15 protein-coding genes and 1 pseudogene are annotated in these 18,582 nt (G+C 72.5%); 6 read left to right on the top strand and 10 right to left on the bottom strand.

The window, feature by feature from the left end; all coding sequences use genetic code 11:
• Nucleotides 1-119 precede the first annotated feature (119 nt).
• Entirely contained in the window at nucleotides 120-386 is a 267-nt protein-coding gene (locus ACW69E_RS03860) for a ferredoxin (RefSeq protein ID WP_457496726.1), read from the top strand.
• Nucleotides 387-447: 61 nt separating this feature from the next.
• Nucleotides 448-1,503: an Rv2578c family radical SAM protein gene (locus ACW69E_RS03855; protein WP_457496725.1), complete on the top strand. Its 1,056-nt coding sequence runs from the start codon at nucleotides 448-450 to the stop codon at nucleotides 1,501-1,503.
• Nucleotides 1,504-1,586: 83 nt separating this feature from the next.
• Here ACW69E_RS03855 and ACW69E_RS03850 read toward each other — a convergent pair whose 3' ends face one another.
• The 8 genes from ACW69E_RS03850 to ACW69E_RS03815 are packed head-to-tail and all read right to left on the bottom strand — an operon-like array spanning nucleotide 1,587 to nucleotide 11,024.
• On the bottom strand, nucleotides 1,587-3,317 hold the full coding sequence (locus ACW69E_RS03850; protein WP_457496724.1) for an MFS transporter: 1,731 nt from the start codon (nucleotides 3,315-3,317) through the stop codon (nucleotides 1,587-1,589).
• A 29-nt stretch (nucleotides 3,318-3,346) separates the two neighbouring features.
• Complete coding sequence (gene rfbH, locus ACW69E_RS03845; RefSeq protein WP_457496723.1) at nucleotides 3,347-4,654, bottom strand: lipopolysaccharide biosynthesis protein RfbH; 1,308 nt, start codon at nucleotides 4,652-4,654, stop codon at nucleotides 3,347-3,349.
• The gene (locus ACW69E_RS03840) at nucleotides 4,651-5,802 is read right to left on the bottom strand and encodes a nucleotide disphospho-sugar-binding domain-containing protein (RefSeq protein WP_457496722.1); all 1,152 of its coding nucleotides are present in this window, start codon (nucleotides 5,800-5,802) and stop codon (nucleotides 4,651-4,653) included. The genes rfbH and ACW69E_RS03840 overlap by 4 nt, the downstream gene beginning before the upstream one ends.
• A 54-nt stretch (nucleotides 5,803-5,856) precedes the next feature.
• Complete coding sequence (locus ACW69E_RS03835; protein WP_457496721.1) at nucleotides 5,857-6,873, bottom strand: Gfo/Idh/MocA family protein; 1,017 nt, start codon at nucleotides 6,871-6,873, stop codon at nucleotides 5,857-5,859.
• On the bottom strand, nucleotides 6,870-8,318 hold the full coding sequence (locus ACW69E_RS03830) for an NDP-hexose 2,3-dehydratase family protein (protein ID WP_457496720.1): 1,449 nt from the start codon (nucleotides 8,316-8,318) through the stop codon (nucleotides 6,870-6,872). Before ACW69E_RS03830 ends, ACW69E_RS03835 begins: the two co-directional genes overlap by 4 nt.
• Nucleotides 8,315-9,319: a dTDP-glucose 4,6-dehydratase gene (gene rfbB, locus ACW69E_RS03825; protein WP_457496719.1), complete on the bottom strand. Its 1,005-nt coding sequence runs from the start codon at nucleotides 9,317-9,319 to the stop codon at nucleotides 8,315-8,317. Before rfbB ends, ACW69E_RS03830 begins: the two co-directional genes overlap by 4 nt.
• Entirely contained in the window at nucleotides 9,316-10,380 is a 1,065-nt protein-coding gene (locus tag ACW69E_RS03820; RefSeq protein WP_457496718.1) for a glucose-1-phosphate thymidylyltransferase, read from the bottom strand. Before ACW69E_RS03820 ends, rfbB begins: the two co-directional genes overlap by 4 nt.
• A gap of 44 nt (nucleotides 10,381-10,424) precedes the next feature.
• On the bottom strand, nucleotides 10,425-11,024 hold the full coding sequence (locus tag ACW69E_RS03815) for a malonic semialdehyde reductase (RefSeq protein ID WP_457496717.1): 600 nt from the start codon (nucleotides 11,022-11,024) through the stop codon (nucleotides 10,425-10,427).
• A 236-nt stretch (nucleotides 11,025-11,260) separates the two neighbouring features.
• Between ACW69E_RS03815 and ACW69E_RS03810 the strand changes: the two are divergent.
• A pseudogene (locus ACW69E_RS03810) lies at nucleotides 11,261-12,265 on the top strand (acyltransferase family protein); the annotation flags it as partial.
• Between the two features lie 81 nt (nucleotides 12,266-12,346).
• Here ACW69E_RS03810 and ACW69E_RS03805 read toward each other — a convergent pair.
• Both ACW69E_RS03805 and ACW69E_RS03800 read right to left on the bottom strand, forming a co-directional pair.
• The gene (locus ACW69E_RS03805) at nucleotides 12,347-13,477 is read right to left on the bottom strand and encodes a CaiB/BaiF CoA transferase family protein (protein ID WP_457496716.1); all 1,131 of its coding nucleotides are present in this window, start codon (nucleotides 13,475-13,477) and stop codon (nucleotides 12,347-12,349) included.
• A 109-nt stretch (nucleotides 13,478-13,586) separates the two neighbouring features.
• Nucleotides 13,587-14,810, bottom strand: a complete 1,224-nt coding sequence (locus ACW69E_RS03800) for a cytochrome P450 (RefSeq protein WP_457496715.1) — start codon at nucleotides 14,808-14,810, stop codon at nucleotides 13,587-13,589.
• A 168-nt stretch (nucleotides 14,811-14,978) separates the two neighbouring features.
• On the opposite strand from ACW69E_RS03800, the gene ACW69E_RS03795 reads away from it, so the two are divergent.
• The 3 genes from ACW69E_RS03795 to ACW69E_RS03785 all read left to right on the top strand — a co-directional run bounded on the left by ACW69E_RS03795 (nucleotide 14,979) and on the right by ACW69E_RS03785 (nucleotide 18,528).
• The gene (locus tag ACW69E_RS03795) at nucleotides 14,979-16,100 is read left to right on the top strand and encodes an epoxide hydrolase family protein (protein WP_457496714.1); all 1,122 of its coding nucleotides are present in this window, start codon (nucleotides 14,979-14,981) and stop codon (nucleotides 16,098-16,100) included.
• An 88-nt stretch (nucleotides 16,101-16,188) separates the two neighbouring features.
• Nucleotides 16,189-17,304: a winged helix DNA-binding domain-containing protein gene (locus ACW69E_RS03790; RefSeq protein WP_457496713.1), complete on the top strand. Its 1,116-nt coding sequence runs from the start codon at nucleotides 16,189-16,191 to the stop codon at nucleotides 17,302-17,304.
• A gap of 30 nt (nucleotides 17,305-17,334) precedes the next feature.
• Nucleotides 17,335-18,528 carry a GDSL-type esterase/lipase family protein gene (locus ACW69E_RS03785; RefSeq protein ID WP_457496712.1) on the top strand — a complete coding sequence of 398 codons (1,194 nt, stop codon included), beginning with the start codon at nucleotides 17,335-17,337 and terminating at the stop codon, nucleotides 18,526-18,528.
• The last annotated feature ends 54 nt before the right edge of the window (nucleotides 18,529-18,582 follow it).

The following is an 18,582-nucleotide window of genomic DNA, read 5'->3' as shown; positions in this document are numbered from 1 at the left end:
ACAGTTGCGGGTGGACGCCGGTCCGCCCTGGCGGCGAACCGGCGTTCCCTGCCCTGCTCCGCAGGAGCTTCGTTTCCTCCCCGCCCTAAAGGACGGGGTATCCACGAAGGAGAGCCCCGATGACAACGACCGGAAAGGGCGGGAAGGTGGAGGGGAAGGCGGAGGAGATGTGGCGGATCGAGGTCGACGGGAGTGCCTGCGCGGGCACCGGGCTGTGCGTGGGCGCGGCCCCGGAGCACATGCGGCTCGACGGCGGCCGGGCCCGTCCCGTCGCACGGGACACGGCTCCGGACCAGCGGGTCGCGGACGCCGCGGAGACCTGCCCGATGGAGGCCATCAGGGTCCGGGACGCCGCCACGGGCGAGGTGCTCGCGCCGGAGTTCTGACCGGCGCGGCACGACGGAGAGCGGAACGGCCCGCGCGGCGCGGGCGGCACTGGGAGAGGGCATGCGCTGGGACAACCTGAGCCTCGGCGGCGACGACGGGGACGACCGGGAGGCCGCGGCCCTTCCGCTCTTCGAGCAGGAAGCGGTGGTGACCCGGACCTTCGACACCCCGGAGTTCTCCGGGATGACCTTCCACGAGGTCCGGGCCCGCACCGTCCTGAACCGGGTGCCCGACGTGCCCGGCACCCCGGGCGGCTGGACCCTCAACCCCTACCGCGGCTGCTCCCACGCGTGCGTGTACTGCTTCGCCCGCGCCAGTCACGGCTACCTGGGCCTCGACGGCGGACTCGACTTCGACACCCAGGTCGTGGTCAAGGTCAACGCGCCCGAGCTGGTGCGCCGCGAGCTGGCCAGGCGCGGAAGGCCCGGCGACCACGTCGCGATGGGCACCAACGTCGACTGCTACCAGCGCGCCGAGGGACGCTACCGGCTGATGCCGGGCATTCTGGCCGCCCTGCGCGACCACCGGGTGTCCTTCTCCATCCTGACCAAGGGCACCCTGATCCTGCGCGATCTGGAGCTGCTGCGCCAGGCCGCCGAGCACGCCACGGTGGAGACCGTCGTGTCGGTCGGCTTCACCGACCCCGGGCTGTGGCGTGCCCTGGAACCGGGCTCCCCCTCCCCGCAGGCCCGGCTGGAGGTGTGCCGCAGGCTCAACGAGAGCGGCGTCCCCTGCGCGGTGATCATGTCGCCGATCGTCCCCTACCTGAGCGACTCCCCCGACCGGCTGCGGGCGACGGTGCGCGCCGTGGCCGAGTCCGGGGCGGTGTCGATCGCGCCGGAGGTGATGTACCTGCGGCCGGGGTCGCGCGAGTGGTTCATGGCCTGGCTCGCCGAGCACCACCCGGGCCTGGTCGGCCGCTACGAGGCCCTGTACGCCGGCGGCGCGTACGCTCCGCGCTGGTACCAGCGCAAGGTCCTGGAGCGGGTCGGCGAGCTCTCCGCGGAGTACGGCTGCCCCCCGCCGCGCACCTTCCACACCGGCAAGCCCCCCGAGCGGCCGCCGGCGCGGAAGCCGCCCGGGGACACGGGGCCGACCCAGCTCACCCTGCTGTGACACCGGCCGCGGCGGGCGGCACGGAACGACGGACGGCTCCGGGACGTCAGGTCCCGGAGCCGTCGTACGTGTGCGCGGCCGGCTCAGCCGCCGGCTCCCTGGAAGGTCTGCCGGGTGCGGGGCAGGACGAAGGCCACCGCGAACGCGACGGCGAACAGCCCCGCCATCACCCACAGGGCCCGCTCGAAGGCGGAGTCGTAACCGCGCCGGGCCGCCTCGGCGCCGGCCTCCCGGACCGCCTCCCCGACCCCACGGGGGTCGGACGCCGACTCCGCCAGCCGGTCGACCTCGCGGTCCAGTTCCCGGCAGCTGGCCGGCACCTCCGCGGGGTCCTCCGACACCGAGCGGTCGACCCCGCAGGCCCGCAGGCCGGCCACGATCCTGTCCTGGCCGTCGGCGGCGACCCCGGCCGCCGCCAGTTCGGCGCGCAGCGCCGGTGCCAGCCCGTCGGCCTGGGAGTTGACCTGACCGCCCAGGAGGCCGAAGAAGACCGTGCCGATCACGGCGATGCCGAGGGCTCCGGAGAACTGCTGGACGGCGGTGAAGGTACCGGACGCGGAGCCGGACTCGTGCGGTTCCGCCGAGGTGTTCACCGTGTAGTAGAGCGACGACATCCCCAGGCCCATGCCCACTCCGACGACGGCCAGCGACGGGGCGAACCAGAGGGCGCCCACCTCCCCGGAGGCGAGGTTCACCGTGGCCCAGAGCCCGACGACGCCGGCGAACATGGTCGCCGTGCCGATGTGGATGAGCGCGCGGCCCAGCTTGGCCGCCAGGCCGATGCGGCCCACGACCAGCGCGACGACCGCCGAGCCGAGCACCTGGGGCAGGCTCGTCATGGCCGCCTTGAGCGGCGAGTACCCCAGGCCGGTCTGCACGTAGAGGGTGAAGACCAGGGTGAAGCCGATGACGGCGCAGAACATCAGCGACCCCGCCACCAGCGCGCCGGAGAAGGCCCGCTTGCGGAAGAGGCCGGGGATCACCAGCGGGTCGCCCCCCTGGCGCTGCCGGTGCGACTCGTACCGGCCGAAGACCCCGAAGAGGACCAGGCCCGCGGCCATGGAGGCGAAGGTCCACAGCGGCCAGCCGAGTTCGCGGCCCTGGACGACGGGGAACACCAGCAGCAGCGCCGCGGAGGCGACGATCAAGGCGCCCACCAGGTCGAGCCGGGAGGCGGTCCGGCCCGGGGACGCGGGCAGCAGTCTGGCCGCGGCGAAGAAGCACGCCACTCCGAGCGGCAGGTTGACCAGGAAGATCATCCGCCATCCGGTGCCGAAGAGGTCGGCGCTGAGCAGCCAGCCGCCCACGATGGGGCCGGCGATGTTGGCGAGGCCGACGATCGGGCCGATGCTGCCGAAGGCCAGCGGCAGCTCCCGCGGCGGGAACAGCTCCTTGATCAGCCCCAGCCCCTGCGGGATCATCACCGCGCCGCACAGTCCCTGGAGGACCCGGAAGAGGACCAGCCAGTCCGGGCCCTGGGCCAGACCGCACAGGATCGAGCAGATGGTGAAGCCGGCGACGCCGACGAGGAACATCCGCCGGCGTCCGAAGATGTCGCCGAGCCGCCCGCCGATGATGAGTCCCGCCGCCATCGCGAGCGTGTAGCCCGCGGTCAGCCACTGGATCATCGTGGTGCTGCCGCCGAGGTCGGCCCGGATGGAGGGCCCGGCGATCGTGGTGATCAGGGCGTCGAGAATGTCCATCATGGTGGCGACCAGCACGACGGCGAACGCGTACCAGCGCCACCGGTAGGGCGGGGGGCCTTCCCCTCCGGTCTCTGCCGGCGCCGGGGCGGCGTGGGTGTCGGAAGCCATGGTTCTCCTCAATCGGCGTGAGTGCCGGTTCAGCTGTGTTCGTGGACGAACTCGCGGATCGACTCCACGACGTAGTCGAGCATTTCGTTGGTCAGCCCCGGATAGACACCGATCCAGAAGGTGTGCTCGGTGACGATGTCCGCGTTCGTCAGGTCGCCGACGACGCGGTGCGGCTGGTCGAGGTAGGCGGGGTGGCGGGTGAGGTTGCCGGCGAACAGCCGCCGGGTGCCGATCTTCCGGCTCTCCAGGAAGTCCGCCAGGTCGGCCCGCCGGTACGGGGCGTCCGGCTCCACGGTGATGAGGAAGCCGAACCAGCTCGGGTCGCTGCCGGGGGTCGCCTCGGGGAGCAGCAGGCCCGGTACGCCTTCGAGGCCGTCGCGCAGCCGCCTCCAGTTGGCCCTGCGGGCGGCGCAGAAGTCGTCGAGCTTCCTCAGCTGGCTGAGCCCCAGGGCGGCCTGGATGTCGGTGGACTTCAGGTTGTAGCCCACGTGGGAGAAGATGTACTTGTGGTCGTAGCCGTACGGCAGCGTGCCCATCTGGTACGTGAACCGCTTGAAGCACTTGTTGTCCTCGCCCGGTTCGCACCAGCAGTCGCGGCCCCAGTCGCGCATGGACTCCACGATGCGGGCGAGCGCGAGGTTCGAGGTGAGCACGCAGCCGCCCTCGCCCATCGCGAGGTGGTGGGCGGGGTAGAAGCTCACGGTCGTCAGGTCGCCGAAGGTGCCGGTGAGCCTGCCGCCGTAGAGGGAGCCCACGGCGTCGCAGTTGTCCTCGATGAGGAAGAGCCCGTGCTTCTCGGCCAGCGCCGCCACCTCGGCGACGGGGAAGGGGTTGCCGAGGGTGTGGGCGATGATGATGGCCCTGGTCCGCGGGCCGATGGCGGCCTCGATGCTCTCCACCGTCGGGTTGTACGTGCCGAGTTCGGCGTCGACGAAGACCGGCACCAGGCCGTTCTGCAGGATCGGGTTGACGGTCGTGGGCCAGCCCACCGCCGCCGTGATCACCTCGTCGCCCGGGCGCAGGCGCTGGTCCTCCAGCTGGGGCGAGGTGAGCGCGGAGACGGCCAGGAGGTTCGCCGACGAGCCGGAGTTGACCAGGTGGGCCTTGCGCCGCTTCAGCTTCCGGGCGAAGGCCGACTCGAATCTGCGCGAGCTGGTGCCGGCGGCGATGCGCATGTCCAGCGCCGCCTCGACCAGTGCCGCGCGGTCCTCCTCGTCGAGGACCGCGCCGGAGGGCCAGATCTCCGTCGTGCCGGGTGTGAACCCCGGACGCGGGGCCCGCTCGTGGTGGTACTTGCGGACCTGCTCCAGGATCAGCTGCTTGGTGTCGCCGCTCATTTCTTCCCCCCGTCGGGTGTCAGTCCAGCGATGACCGGCACGACCTGGCCGGGAGATGGCAGGGCGAGGATCTGGTCGCGCAGGGCGTGGGTCCGTTCGCGGTACGAGGAGTCCTCCAGGAGGTTCCGGCAGGCCTCCAGCACCTGGTCGGGATCGAGTTCCTCCAGCGCGATCCGCTGCGCGGCGCCGAACGCGTCGAGCCGGCGCGCGCTGTCGTACTGCTCCACGGTGTGGGGCACGAGCACCTGCGGGATTCCGGCGCGCAGGGCCGCCATGACCGTCCCGGCGCCGCAGTGGTGCACGATGAGGTCGCAGGCCGGCAGCACCGAGTCCAGTGAGAGCCAGCCGGCGCCGATCACGCGGTCCGGCAGCGGGGAGAGCTGCTCGACCACCGCGTCCTCGACGGCGAGCAGCAGGTCCACGTCGAGCGCGGACAGCGCGCGCAGCAGGTTCCGGAACAGCTCGACGCGGCCGGGGACCGGCACGGTGCCGAGCGTCAGCAGCAGTCGCGGCCGGTCGCGCTTGTCGAACACCCAGGGCGGTACGGTGCCGGGCGTGCTGTAGGGCACGTACCCCATCGGCTGCGCGTTCGGCCGCGGTTCGCCGGGGTGGACGCCCGGGGGGCAGGTGTCGAGCACCAGATCGGGGACCGGCAGCGCGTCCAGGCCGAGCTGCGCCAGCTCGGGGGCGAACTCCCGCTCACCGCACTCGTCGATCACCCGCGGATATCCCAGGCCGATGCCGTGCTCGGCGAACGGGACGCCGTGCACACCGGCCGCGGCCGCCGCGGAGTAGGAGTGGGGCTCGCCGATCACGACGTCCGGCTTCCACTCCCTGACGATCCTGAGCATCCCGTCGACGGTGCGCGCCCCGAGCCGGCCGAAGGCCCGGCCGGTGTGTGCGAGCAGCTCCTCCTCGGTGTCCGGCAGCACGACCGGCGCGCCGGAGCGGTCGAAGAGCATGACGTCCTTCATGGGCAGCGGCCCACAGTTCGGGACGAAGGGCAGGCCGGAGCCGCAGACCGTCTCCGCCATGTTCTCCGGGGCCGCCACGAGCACGTCGTGTCCGGCCGCCCTGAGGGCCCAGGCCATGGGGACGACAGGGAAGTAGAGACCGAACGATGGGCTGGTGCTCATCAGGATTCTCATGCCGGAACGGTAGGAGCGGCCGCCGGAGCCCGGCTCGAGTCCGGCTTGCCCGGATCACACCGACCGGTAGGTCGGTTCCGGCGGACCGTCCGCCCGGCGGGCCGCCCGCCGGACCTCGTCCACCAGGCGGGCCAGGGCGACCGAGTCGTGCGGCCACCGGTCCCACGGCCCCGGGCCCTGCGCCCGCACGGCGTCGGCGAAGGCCCGCACGGCCGCCGCGCACTGGTCCTCGGCCTCCAGCTCCAGGTCCCGGCGGCCGTCGGACCGCTCCAGTCGCGCGGTGGGACGGTGGTCCGGCGGCGGGGTGAAGGCCCGGTCGAGGTGGAGGCGGCCCTCGCTGCCCCACAGCGTGTACGCGGAGCGGTAGGAGTGGACCATGCCGAAGGTCAGCTGCGCGGTCACTCCGGCGGGGTTGCGCAGCAGGACGGCGCCGGCGGTGTCCACCCCGCGGCCGGGGTCCCGCAGCAGGCCGGCGCCCAGCACCTCCCACCGGGGGCCGAGGAGGAACTGGGCGGCGCGCAGGGGGTAGACGCCGACGTCGAGCAGCGCCCCGCCGCCCAGGTCCGGCCGGTAGCGGATGTCGTCGGCCGGCCGCGGCGGTATCGCGAAGGCGGCCTCCAGGCAGCGCGGTTCACCGATCGCGCCGTCCTCGACCAGCCGCCGCAGCCGGGCGTGCGCACCGTGGTGGAGGAACATGATGTTCTCCATGAGCACCAGGCCCGACGAGCCCGCCAGATCCGCCAGGGCCGCCGTGTCCGCGGCGCGGGTGGCGACCGGTTTCTCCGCCAGCACGTGCTTGCCCGCCCGCAGGGCGCGCTCCACCCACTCGGGGCGCAGGGCGGCGGGCAGCGGTACGTAGACGGCGTCGACGTCGTCGCGCCGCAGCAGCCGCTCGTATCCGCCCACCGCCGCGCAGCCGTACCGCTCGGCGACCCGTCCGGCCCTGGCCGCGTCGCGGCTGGCGACCGCGGCGACGTCCGCCCCGGGCAGCGAGGCGATCGCGGGCAGGACCTTCCGGACGGCGATGTCGGCGCACCCCAGCACGCCGATCCGCACGGGACGCCCCGTCACCGCAGGGCGCTCATGCAGGCGAGCAGGGTACGCGCGTGCATGTTGACGTACTGCCCGTGCCGCAGCAGGCCGGCGAGCTGGCCGACCGTGACCCACGCGTACTCCGGCGGCAGCCGGCCGGGCAGGGAGTCGTCCGCCTCGACGACCATGTAGCGGCTCTCGGCGTTGCGGAACCTCCCGCCCTCCTCGGAGTGGACCGCGTCGAAGCGGATCCGCTCCGGGCCGGCGTTCACGACGTGGTCGAAGAAGTGCGGCCGGTCGGCCGGGTCGTAGTTGCCCGGACGGCACTGGACCGTGGGCCCCAGCTCCACCGCGTTGACGAAGCCGCCCTCCACCTTGACGTGCGCCAGCGCGTGCAGCACCCCTGCGAACTCCCTGACCAGGAAGGCGGCCACGCCACGTCCGGCCGGTTCCAGCAGCGGCTGGGTCCAGCCGCTCACCTCGCGGCTGCCGGCGCGCACCGACACGGCGACCACCTTGAAGTGCCTGCCGTCCTCGCGGACGATCTCGTCCTCGGTGCGGTGCCAGCCGGGGACGTCGCGCAGCGGCACCCGGGTGGCCTCCGTCTCGTGGTGGTCGGCGCGCAGCCCGGTGAACCAGCTCAGCACCTCGGCCGTGGTGGACAGCGCCCCGGCCGCGGGGTCGAAGGACGCGGCGAGCGCGGAGCGGAACGCGTCGCCCTCCCCCTCCGTGCCGGGCGCGGCGGCCGGCAGGCACGACAGGACGGTGCGCGAGTCCATGTTGATGACGTTGTCGCGGGTCATCAGCGTGTTGATCTCGCCGAGGGTCAGCCAGCAGAAGTCGTCGTGGAGGGGCACCTCGACACCGGGGTCGAGTTCGACGACGACGTTGCGGTTGTTCTTGCGGTAGAACCACCAGCCGTGCTCGGACTGGAGGACGTCGGCGACCACCCGGCCGCGCTCCGGCCCGGTCACGTACTCCAGGTACCGCACGGGCGCGCCCCGGTGGACCCGGGTGTAGTTGCTGCGTGTGGCCTGGATCGTGGGGGAGAGCTGTACCAGGCCGGAGTTGCCCGGCTCCATCTTCGCCTGCATCAGGAAGCGCAGTACGCCGTCGGTCTCCTGGGCGACGATGCACAGGATCCCGACCTCGGGCTGCCGGATGACGGGTTGGTACCACTCGGGGACCGGTCCGCCGCCCGTCCGTACGTGCAGGCCCTCGACGGTGAAGAACCGGCCGGTGCGGTGCACCAGGTTGCCGGTGTCCTCGGCGAAGTGCCAGGCGTCCATCCGCGCGAACGGGATGCGGTGGACCTCGAAGCCGTGGGCCCTGCGCCGCTCCTCCAGCCACTGGTCGAAGCGTCCGGTGGCGACCGGGCCGCCCCCGACCGCGGCCGCCGAGAGCGCCAGCCGGGCCGGCAGCGTGGCGTCCTCGCGGGGCTTGAGGGCGGCCGGCGGCGCGGCGGTCGCCGCGGCGGCGCTCACCGGACGCTCCCGGTGAGCTCCGGCCGCTCCTCGCCGACACCGGCGTCCGGCCGCCACCAGGACCGGTTGTCCCGGTACCAGGCGACGGTGTCGGCGAGCCCCTCCTCGAAGGAGACGGTCGCCGTGTAGCCGAGTTCCTCGCGGATCTTGGTGTCGTCCAGCGCGTAGCGCATGTCGTGTCCCTTGCGGTCGGCCACGTGGCGCACGAGGTCGGGCGAGGCGCCGCACAGGCTCAGGAGGCTTTCGGTGATCTGCCGGTTGGTGCGCTCGTTGCCGCCGCCGACGTTGTAGATCTCCCCGGCGCGGCCCCGGGTGAGCACGAGCTGGATCGCCCGGCAGTGGTCGGACACGTGCAGCCACTCCCGGATGTTGGAGCCGTCCCCGTACAGGGGCACGTGGCGGCCCGTCAGGAGCCGGGTGACGAAGTTCGGGATGAGTTTCTCGATGTGCTGGTAGGGCCCGTAGTTGTTGGAGCAGCGGGTGATGGACAGGTCCAGGCCGTGGGTGCGCCAGTAGGCGCGGGCGATCAGGTCGCTGGCCGCCTTGGAGGCCGCGTACGGGGAGTTGGGCCGCAGCGGCCACTCCTCGGTCCACGAGCCGTGCTCGATCGAGCCGTAGGTCTCGTCGGTGGAGACGTGCACCACCCGCTGGACCCCGGTGCGCACGCACGCCTCCAGGAGTGTCTGGGTGCCGCCCACGTTCGTCCGTATGAACTCGGACGCGGCCTCCAGCGAGCGGTCCACGTGCGACTCCGCGGCGAAGTGCACCACGGCGTCGTGGCCGGGCAGCAGGTCGAGCAGGAGCGGCAGGTCGCAGATGTCGCCGCGGACGAAGGCGAGCCGCGGGTGGCTGCCGGGCAGGTTGGCCCGGTTGCCCGCGTAGGTGAGTCGGTCGAGGACGGTCACGTCGGCGTCCTCGAAGCCGGGGTAGCCGCCCGCCAGCACGGTGCGCACGTACTCCGAGCCGATGAAGCCGGCCGCGCCGGTCACCAGGATCCTCATCCCGCCGCCACCTCCACCCGTGTGTGGTCCCCGACCAGGAGCCGGTTCTGGCCGGTGGGCGCGGCGAGGGTGACGGCCGCCGACCGGCCGATCAGCGAGCTGCGCAGGCGTACCTGCCGTACGGTCGCCCCGCTGAGCGCGATGGAGTCCTCGACCCCCGCCGTGCTGATCACGCAGTCGGCTCCGAGCGAGGTGTACGGCCCGACGAAGCTGTCCTCCACCAGGCTGCCGGCGCCGACGATCGCCGGGCCGACGATCCGGGAGCGCACGACGCGCGCTCCCTCCTCGACCACGACCGGGCCGACGATCTCGCTCTCGGCGTCGACCGTCCCGGCGACCGACCCGGTGATCTTCGCCAGCAGTTCGCGGTTGCACTCCAGCACGTCCTCGGCACGGCCGGTGTCCTTCCAGTACCCGGAGTTGACCCGGGCGCGCACCTCGTACCCCCGTTCCACCAGCCACTGGACGGCGTCGGTGATCTCCAGTTCGCCGCGCGCGCTGGGCCGGATCGCGTCCACCGCCCGGTGGATCAGCGGTGTGAAGAAGTAGACGCCGATGAGCGCCAGGTCGCTGAGCGGCACGCGGGGCTTCTCGACCAGCCGGGTCACCCGGCCGTTCTCGTCCACCTCCGCGACGCCGAAGGAACGGGGGTCCTCGACCTTGTTCACCATGACCTGTGCGGTGGGACGCCACCTGAGGAAGTCCTCGGCGATGTCGGCGATTCCGCCCGGAAGCATGTTGTCCCCCAGGTACATCACGAAGTCGTCGTCACCGAGGAACTCCCTGGCGATCATGACGCAGTGGGCGAGGCCACGGGGCGCGTCCTGGCGGATGTAGGAGATCCGCACCCCGAAGGACGATCCGTCGCCGAGCGCCGCGCGGATCTCGTGCCGGCGCTCGCCGACGATGACGCCGACCTCGGTGATGCCCAGGGCGCGGAGGTTCTCCACGACGTGGACGAGCACCGGTTTGTTGGCGATGGGGATGAGTTGCTTGGGCATGGAGTAGCTGAAGGGACGCAGGCGCGTGCCCGCACCCCCGGACAACACCAGGGCTTTCATGGAGCCATCTCCTCGGCAGGCAGCACCCGCGGTGGGTGCCTAGCTCAGACGGTGGTGAAGACCTCTTCGTAGTCGAGGCGCGGAAGGCGCTGGAACCAGGCGTTCTCACCGGGCTTGCCGATGTTCACCACGGCGATGACGTTGTGCTTGCCGTCACCGAAGAACTCCTTGTCGATGGCCTCGCCGTCGAATCCCACCATGGGGCCGGCGGCCAGCCCGGCGGCGCGCAGCCCCAGGATGAAGTAGCCCAGTTGCAGGGTGGCGTTGGACTTGGCGGCGCGCTCGCGGATCTCGTCGTCGGCGAAGACGGTGTCCTTGAGCTCCGGGACGAAGGGGAACAGGCGCGGCAGCTCCTGGTGGAAGTCCAGGTCGGCGGCGAGGATCGCCACCAGGGGGGCGGTGCGGGTCTTGTCCTGGTTGGGCGGCGCCATCTTCGACACCAGGCGCTCGCGCGCCTCGTCGGAGCGGACCAGCACCACACGCAGCGACTGCAGGTTGAAGGCGGTCGGCGCGTACTTCACCAGGTCGTACACGGCCTGCACGGCCTCGTCGGAGACCGGTTCGTCGGTGAAGGTGTTGGCGGTCCGCGCCTCACGGAAGAGCAGGTCCTGGGCTGCGGAGTCGAGCACGAGCTGGCTGGGCATGGTCGGGCCCCTTCTGGTCGGTGGGTCGGTCCGGCGGGCGGCTCCCGTACGGCCTGCCGACCGGTCCTGTGTCCCGGTCGGCCCCGCCGGCCCACCGTGGGTCCGGCGGCTAGAGGCCCGATGGAACCCGCCTCGCGCCGTGCCGTTGAGCGGTGCTCCAACTCCCCTCGAGCCCGCTGCCGGACGCTCCGGCGACCACCGCACCGGTGGTGAGTCAAGTGAAAGGGAGGAGCGCGATGTCCGCGCCGACCCGGATTCCCGAAGCCGAGGCCGTACGTCCCCGGCTGCCCTCGCTCACCAGTCTCCGCTTCTTCGCCGCGATGCTGGTCTTCTTCTGCCACGCGGGCTTCGTCGCGTTCTTCAACCAGCCCGCCTACCGCGACGACTTCGTCTCCCTCGTCAACAAGGCGGGGGCCGTGGGCGTCTCCTTCTTCTTCGTGCTCAGCGGGTTCGTGCTCGCCTGGTCGAGCCGCGAGGGGGACACCGTGCCGCGCTTCTGGCGCCGCCGGCTCCTCAAGATCTACCCGCTGCACGTGGCCACCTTCGTGCTGGCGATGGCGGTCACCGCGTGGTCCACCGCGACCTGGGGCACCTCGCTCATGAACCTGTTCCTGGTGCAGACGTGGGCCCCCCGGGCCGATGTCGCGGCCATGGTGAACATACCGAGCTGGTCCCTCTCCTGCGAGCTGCTCTTCTACCTCTCCTTCCCGTGGCTGTTCCGCGCGCTGCGCGGGATCCGGCCGGAGCGGCTGTGGTGGTGGGCCGGCGGTGTGACGGCGGCCGTCTTCTGCGTGCCGCTGGTGGCACGGGCCCTGCCCGCGTCGCCTCTGATGCCCCGCATGGGCGGCCCCGTCGGCGATCCGGTCTCGCAGTGGGAGACCTGGTTCGTCTACGCGTTCCCGCCGGTGCGGATGCTGGAGTTCACCCTCGGCATCCTGCTGGCCCTGATCGTGCTGAACGGCCGCTGGGTGCGGATGCCGGTGACGGGGCTGCTGGCGCTCACCGCGGTCGCGTACGCCGTCGCGCTGGGCGCGCCCTTCGGTCTCGGCCTGGTGGCCGTGAGCATCATCCCGGTGGCCCTGCTGATCCCCGCCACGGCGCAGATCGACATCGAGGGCCGGGCCTCGGTCCTGCGGAACCGGAAGCTGGTGTGGCTGGGCGAGATCTCCTTCGCCTTCTACATGGTGCACTCGGTGGTAATGGCCCTGTTCGGCGAGCTGATCCCGCAGGGCGCCCTGGGCACCTGGGCGACGACCGGCCTGATCGCGCTCGATCTGGTCGTCAGCGTCCTGGCCGCCTGGGCGCCGTACGGACCTCGGATCTCAGTCCGGTTCCGCGGCCGTCAGTCCGTCGATCTCCTCGGGACGCAGCCCGCACTCCAGCAGGACCTCCCGGGTGTGCTCGCCGGGTGCGGGCGCGGGCCGCGGCCGGCCGGGTGCCGTGCGGGCGAAGCGCGGAGCGGGCGCGGGCTGCCAGGCCTCTCCGTCCGCCAGGTAGGTGCCGCGGGCCCGGTGGTGCGGGTGCGCGGCCGCCTCCGAGACCGTCAGCACCGGTGACACGCAGGCCTCGCCGTCCGAGAAGCGTTTCGCCCACTCGTCACGGGTGCGTGTGGCGAAACGGGCCGCCAGCCGCTCCCGCAGCCGGGGCCAGTTCTCCGGGTCGAAGCGGTCACCGAACTCCTCGGCCTCCAGGCCGAGTCCGTCGAGCAGCGCGTTGAAGAACCGTTCCTCCAGCGCTCCGACGGCCACATGGCGGTGGTCGGAGCAGCGGTAGACGCCGTAGAACGGGGCGCCGCCGTCGAGCAGGTTGCGGCCCCGCTCCTCGCTCCACCGGCCGGCCGCCGTCATGCCCATGAGCATGCCGAGTGTGGCGGCCGTGCCGTCCGCGATGGAGGCGTCGACCACCTGTCCGAGCCCGGAGGCCCGGCGCTCGTGCAGGGCCGCCAGGACGCCGCAGACGAGCAGCAGACCGCCGCCGGCGAAGTCCCCCAGCAGGTTCACCGGGGGCACCGGCGGTCCGTCCGCGGGCCCGATGGCGTGCAGCGCGCCCGACAGGGCGATGTAGTTGATGTCGTGGCCGGGGGCCGAGGCCAGCGGCCCCCGCTGGCCCCAGCCGGTCATCCGGGCGTACACCAGACCCGGGTTGACCTCGGCGCAGCGCTCCGGCCCGATGCCCAGACGCTCGGCGACACCGGGACGGAACCCCTCGACCAGGACGTCCGCCCCCTCCACCAGGCGCAGCAGCGCCTCCACGGCGCGGGGGGACTTCAGATCCAGCGCCACCGACCGGCGCCCGCGGTCGAGCACCCTGTGCCAGTCCCCGAAGGAACGGGCCCCATCGGCGCGGTCCACCCGCACCACGTCGGCACCGAGGTCCGCCAGCATCATGCACGCGAAGGGCGCGGGCCCGATGGCTGCGATCTCCACGACTCTCAGCCCTCTCAGCGGGCCCATGCGCACTCCTTACCTGCCGGGTGGCGTTCGTGACGGCGTGACGGCGTGACGGCGTGACGGCGTGGCGGCGTGACGGCGTGGCGGGGTGGACGGAGGCCGGGGCACCGGCTCAGAACTCGACGGGCAGTTCCCAGACGCCGTAGATCACGGCGCCCTCCTTGGTCCTGATGTCCTTGTAGGGGACCGCGAGCCGCAGGTCGGGAAGCCGCTGGAACAGCTTGCTCCAGACGATCTCCAGTTCCAGCCGGGCGAGGTCGGCGCCGATGCAGTGGTGCAGGCCGTGTCCGAAGCCCAGGTGCTTGCGGCTGCCGCGCTCCAGGACGAGCTTGTCGGGCTCCTCGTAGACCTCGGGGTCCCGGTTGCCGGTGAAGGCCACGCACAGGATGCCGTCGCCCTTGGGGATGGTGACGCCGCCGATCTCGATGTCCTCCATCGCCACCCGGGCGATGGCGGCGTCACCGATGGTCAGGAAGCGGATGACCTCCTCCAGCGCGGTGGGCACCAGCGAGGGGTCGGCCTTGATCTTGGCCAGCTCCTCTGGGTGCTCCAGCAGGCAGGCCGTGCCGATCGAGATCATGCTGGCGGTGGTCTCGTGCCCGCCGTTCATCAGCAGCCGGCACAGGTTGACCAGATCCCGGGTCTCGTACTCCTCGCCCGACTCCCGGTACTCCACGATGGCCCTGCTCAGCAGGTCGTCGCCCGGGTTCTTCTCCTTGAGGGCGATGAGGTTCTCCAGGTAGTGCCCCACCTCGACCATGGCGGCCTGGCGCTGCTGGGTGCTGCTGTCGCCGGCCAGCAGCACCGCACCGTGCTTCTGGAAGAACTCGTGGTCCTCGTAGGGGATGCCCAGCAGCAGGCAGATCACCGTCATGGGGATCGGCAGCGACAGCTGGTGGTGGAGGTCGGCGGGCGAGCCGCTGGCTATCAGCCGGTCGATGGTCTCGTCGACGATCTTCTCGATCTGCGGACGGAGCATCTGGGTGCGCCGGTTGGTGAAGGTGACGGCGGCCTTGCGGCGCGTACGGGTGTGCTCCGGCGGGTCGTACCCGATGAACGAGGTCTCGGTGCGGAAGACCTCGGGGATGGGGAAGTAGAAGGGGAAGTTCTCCTCCCGGCGGGAGGAGCTGACCCGCGGGTCGGTGAGCAGCTGGCGGATGTTGTGGTAGCCGGTGACCAGCCAGGCCTCGCGGCCGGTGGCCAGCTTGGCCTTGGCGATGGGCCGCTCCGCCGCCAGCTGCGCGTACTGCTCCGGCGGCGAGAACGGGCACTTCCGGTCCCAGGGGAACGGTGCGTCCAGGCCGCTCGGCTCGGCCTCGGTGGTCGGTGTCGTCATCGCGATTCCCTTCTCGTCGGTCCGTGGGGAGGCTGGCAGCCGCGTCTGGAGACGAACCGGAAACGCGCTCGAGCCGCCCGCGCCCGACCCGGGCTCGACCGGCGGTCCAGAGACCGTCCCTAGCCTGTCCGCGTTCCGGTACGCCGCAGCGCTCAGGAGGCATGTCGCATGAGTCCGGCAATCACTCCCTTCCGCGTCGAGGTGCCCGAGGAGGACCTCGACGACCTCCGCGAGCGGCTGGCCAGGACCCGCTGGCCCGAGGCGGAGACCGTGGAGGACTGGTCGCAGGGGGTTCCCCTGTCGTACGCGCGGGAGCTGTGCGAGTACTGGCGCACCGGCTACGACTGGCGGGCCGCCGAGGCCCGGCTCAACGCCGTGCCCCAGTTCCGCACCGAGATCGACGGCCTGGACATCCACTTCCTGCACGCGCGCTCGCCCCACCCGGACGCCATGCCGCTGCTGATGACGCACGGGTGGCCCGGCTCTGTGGTGGAGTTCCTCGACGTCATCGGGCTGCTGACCGACCCGGAGGACCCCGCGGACGCCTTCCACGTGGTCTGCCCCTCGCTGCCGGGGTACGGCTTCAGCGGCAAGCCCTCCGGCGCCGGCTGGACGGCGGAGCGCACCGCCGCCGCCTGGGCCGCGCTGATGGCGCGCCTGGGTTACGGGCGCTACGCCGCCCACGGCGTGGACTGGGGATCGTTCATCACCTCCATCGTCGGGGAGACCGACGCGGAGCACCTGGCGGGCATCTACCTGGCGATGCCGTTCGCACGTCCCCCGCAGGAGCAGGTGGAGCTGTCCGAGCGCGACATCGCCGGACTGGCGGCCCTGAAGGAGTTCCAGCAGAGCGAGGGCGGCTACTCGGTCATCCAGACCACCCGCCCGCAGACCGTCGGCTACGGTCTGACGGACTCGCCGGCCGGGCAGCTGGCCTGGATGGCGGAGAAGTACTGGGCGTGGAGCGACCACGACGGCGAGCTGGAGAAGGCGATCCCCCGGGACCGGCTGCTGGACGCGGTGTCCGTGGGCTGGTTCGCGGCGACGGCGGCCTCGTCGGCCCGGCTGTACTGGGAGAGCCAGAACAAGATGGCGCTGGCCCCCGTCCACGTCCCCACCGGCGTCTCGATCTTCCCCAAGGACGGCCGGATGCCGCGCCCCTGGATCGAGGGCCGCTTCACGGACCTGCGCAGCTGGAAGGATCACGAGCACGGCGGCCACTTCCCCGCCCTGGAGCAGCCGGAGGTGCTCGCCTCCGAACTGCGCGCCTTCTTCCGCCCGCTGCGCTGACGGAAGGGATCAGCCGGGGAGGAACCCCGAAGACCCCGGCAGGCCGCCGAAGGACGCCGGGCAAGACCACCGAGGAAGTCCTAGAGGCATGCCGACACCCCCCGTACTCAGCCAGCGCGCCCTGGGCCGCGCCCTGCTCGCCCGCCAGTTCCTCCTCGAACGCGGGGAGGCGAAGGTCACGGACGCCGTCGAGCATCTGGTCGGCCTGCAGGCGCAGGCTCCCTACGCGCCCTACTACGGGCTGTGGACGCGTCTGGCGGACTTCCGCACCGACGACCTGGTCGACGCGATCACCGAGCGGCGGGTGGTGCGGATCGCGCTGATGCGCAGCACCGTCCACCTGGTCACCCCGCGCGACTGCGCGGCCCTGCGCCCCTGGATCCAGCCGGCCCTCGACCGGGAGCTGAACACCGCGTTCCGCAAGGCCCTGGACGGGCTGGACCGCGACGCCGTGGCCGCCGCCGGCCGCGAACTGCTCGAGGAGCGGCACCTGACCACGCAGGAGCTTGGCGCCCTGCTGCACGAGCGGTGGCCCGACCGCGAGGCCCGCGCCATGACGTACGTGGTGCGCAACACGGTGCCGCTGGTGCAGGTGCCGCCGCGCGGCATCTGGGGCGTGGGCGGTCTGACCCGGTACGCCACGGCCGCCTCCTGGCTCGGCGACGCCGGCCGGGGCCCCGGCGCCGCCCCCGAGGACCTGGTGCTGCGCTACCTCGCGGCCTTCGGCCCGGCCTCGGTCCGGGATCTGCAGACCTGGGCCGGCCTGGTACGGCTGCGCCCCGTCGTCGAGGCCCTCCGGCCGGGGCTGAGCGTCTTCCGGAACGAGGACGGCGTGGAGCTGTTCGACCTGCCCGACGCCCCCCGGCCCGACCCGGACGTGTCGGCACCGGTGCGCTTCCTGCCCGAGTACGACAACCTCCTGGCCTCGCACGCCGACCGCACCCGGGTGGTCTCGGACGAGCACCGCCGCCTGGTGATGACGCGCAACGGGATGCGGGCCACCTTCCTCGTCGACGGTCTGGTCAGCGGCGCCTGGAAGCTGGAGCGCGGGCGCGGCGCCGCCACCCTGACCGTGGAGCCCTTCACGAAGCTCTCCCGGAAACACCAGTCCGCCGTGTCCGCGGAAGGCGCCCGGCTCCTGCGGTTCGCCGCCGCGGACGCCGGCGCCGACGCCCGCGAGATCCGGTTCGTCCCCGTCGAATGACGGCCTCCCTCCCCCAGGAGACCACCCGCCATGACCGAGCTCATCGACGTCCCCCTCACCGGCGGCCCGGTCGCCGTCCGCGGCGCCCTGGACCTGGAGCGCACCGCGGCGGGCCTGCTGCCGCACCGCCTTCCGGCCCGGGCCCGCGCCCAACTGCACGACCCGCACTTCCGGATGGTGGAGGCGCAGCCCGCCGGGGTGCGCCTGGTCTTCCGCACCGCGGCCACCGTGCTGCGCCTGGAGGTGCTGGCGACCAAGACGGTCCTGCCCGGCGAGGCGGCCTTCCCCGACGGGGTGTACGAGCTGTTCGCCGACGGCGAGCCCCTCGCGCGGGCGAGCGTGCGCGAGGGGAACCGGCTGCACCTGAACCCGTTCACCGGCCGGGCCGAGACCGTCCCGGGCTCCGCCGGCGCCGTGTCGTTCACCGGCCTGCCGGCGCGGGAGAAGGAGATCGAACTGTGGCTGCCGCAGGCGGAGGTCACGGAACTGATCGCCCTGCGTGCCGACGCCCCCGTCCTCCCGTCCGCCCCCTCCCGCCGGCCGGTGTGGCTGCACCACGGCAGCTCCATCAGTCACGGGGCCGACCAGCCGGCCCCCACCGGGGTCTGGCCCGCGGTGGCGGCCTCGCTCGGCGGGGTGGAGCTGGTGAACCTCGGCCTGGCCGGCCACGCGATGCTCGACCCGTTCACCGCCCGAGCGATGCGCGACACCCCGGCCGACCTGATCAGCCTCAAGGCCGGCATCAACATCGTCGGCACCGACTCCATGCGGCTGCGGGCGCTGACCCCGGCCGTGCACGGCTTCCTCGACACCATCCGCGACGGGCACCCCGACACCCCCCTGCTGGTGGTCTCGCCGATCCTGTGCCCCGAGGCCGAGGAGCGCCCCGGGCCGCTGCTGCCGCGGCCGGGGGACGAACCGTTCCGCTTCCACGCGCTGGGCGACCCGGCGGAGGTCCCGGCCGGACGCCTCACCCTGGGCGTGGTACGCGCGGAGCTCGCCCGGATCGTCGCCGAGCGCTCCGCCGAGGATCCCAACCTCCACTACCTGGACGGCCGTGAGCTGTACGGCGAGAAGGACGCCGCCGAGCTGCCCCTGCCGGACGCCCTGCACCCCGACGCCGCCACCCACCGGCTCATCGGGGAGCGCTTCGCCGCGCTGGCCTTCGGCGCGTCCGGGCCGCTTCGAGCCGGAGGCGATCGGGCGTCGAGGCCGGGCTCCTAACGTGCTGACCGTCCACAGGCCCGTGGACGGTCAGCACGCCACGACACGGAGGTA

This window comes from Streptomyces sp. SS8 (assembly GCF_054072955.1).
The sequence above is the reverse complement of the archived record's forward strand: the minus strand, read 5'-3'. Positions and strand labels throughout refer to the sequence as shown.

Excerpts from the sequence above, each read along its gene's own strand:
- ACW69E_RS03840 (WP_457496722.1), bottom strand. The coding sequence starts at position 5,802 with ATGAGAATCCTGATGAGCACCAGCCCATCGTTCGGTCTCTACTTCCCT.
- ACW69E_RS03795 (WP_457496714.1), top strand. The coding sequence starts at position 14,979 with ATGAGTCCGGCAATCACTCCCTTCCGCGTCGAGGTGCCCGAGGAGGAC.
- ACW69E_RS03850 (WP_457496724.1), bottom strand. The coding sequence starts at position 3,317 with ATGGCTTCCGACACCCACGCCGCCCCGGCGCCGGCAGAGACCGGAGGG.
- ACW69E_RS03820 (WP_457496718.1), bottom strand. The coding sequence starts at position 10,380 with ATGAAAGCCCTGGTGTTGTCCGGGGGTGCGGGCACGCGCCTGCGTCCC.
- ACW69E_RS03790 (WP_457496713.1), top strand. The coding sequence starts at position 16,189 with ATGCCGACACCCCCCGTACTCAGCCAGCGCGCCCTGGGCCGCGCCCTG.
- ACW69E_RS03800 (WP_457496715.1), bottom strand. The coding sequence starts at position 14,810 with ATGACGACACCGACCACCGAGGCCGAGCCGAGCGGCCTGGACGCACCG.
- rfbB (WP_457496719.1), bottom strand. The coding sequence starts at position 9,319 with ATGAGGATCCTGGTGACCGGCGCGGCCGGCTTCATCGGCTCGGAGTAC.
- ACW69E_RS03785 (WP_457496712.1), top strand. The coding sequence starts at position 17,335 with ATGACCGAGCTCATCGACGTCCCCCTCACCGGCGGCCCGGTCGCCGTC.
- ACW69E_RS03855 (WP_457496725.1), top strand. The coding sequence starts at position 448 with ATGCGCTGGGACAACCTGAGCCTCGGCGGCGACGACGGGGACGACCGG.
- ACW69E_RS03860 (WP_457496726.1), top strand. The coding sequence starts at position 120 with ATGACAACGACCGGAAAGGGCGGGAAGGTGGAGGGGAAGGCGGAGGAG.
- rfbH (WP_457496723.1), bottom strand. The coding sequence starts at position 4,654 with ATGAGCGGCGACACCAAGCAGCTGATCCTGGAGCAGGTCCGCAAGTAC.
- ACW69E_RS03805 (WP_457496716.1), bottom strand. The coding sequence starts at position 13,477 with ATGGGCCCGCTGAGAGGGCTGAGAGTCGTGGAGATCGCAGCCATCGGG.
- ACW69E_RS03815 (WP_457496717.1), bottom strand. The coding sequence starts at position 11,024 with ATGCCCAGCCAGCTCGTGCTCGACTCCGCAGCCCAGGACCTGCTCTTC.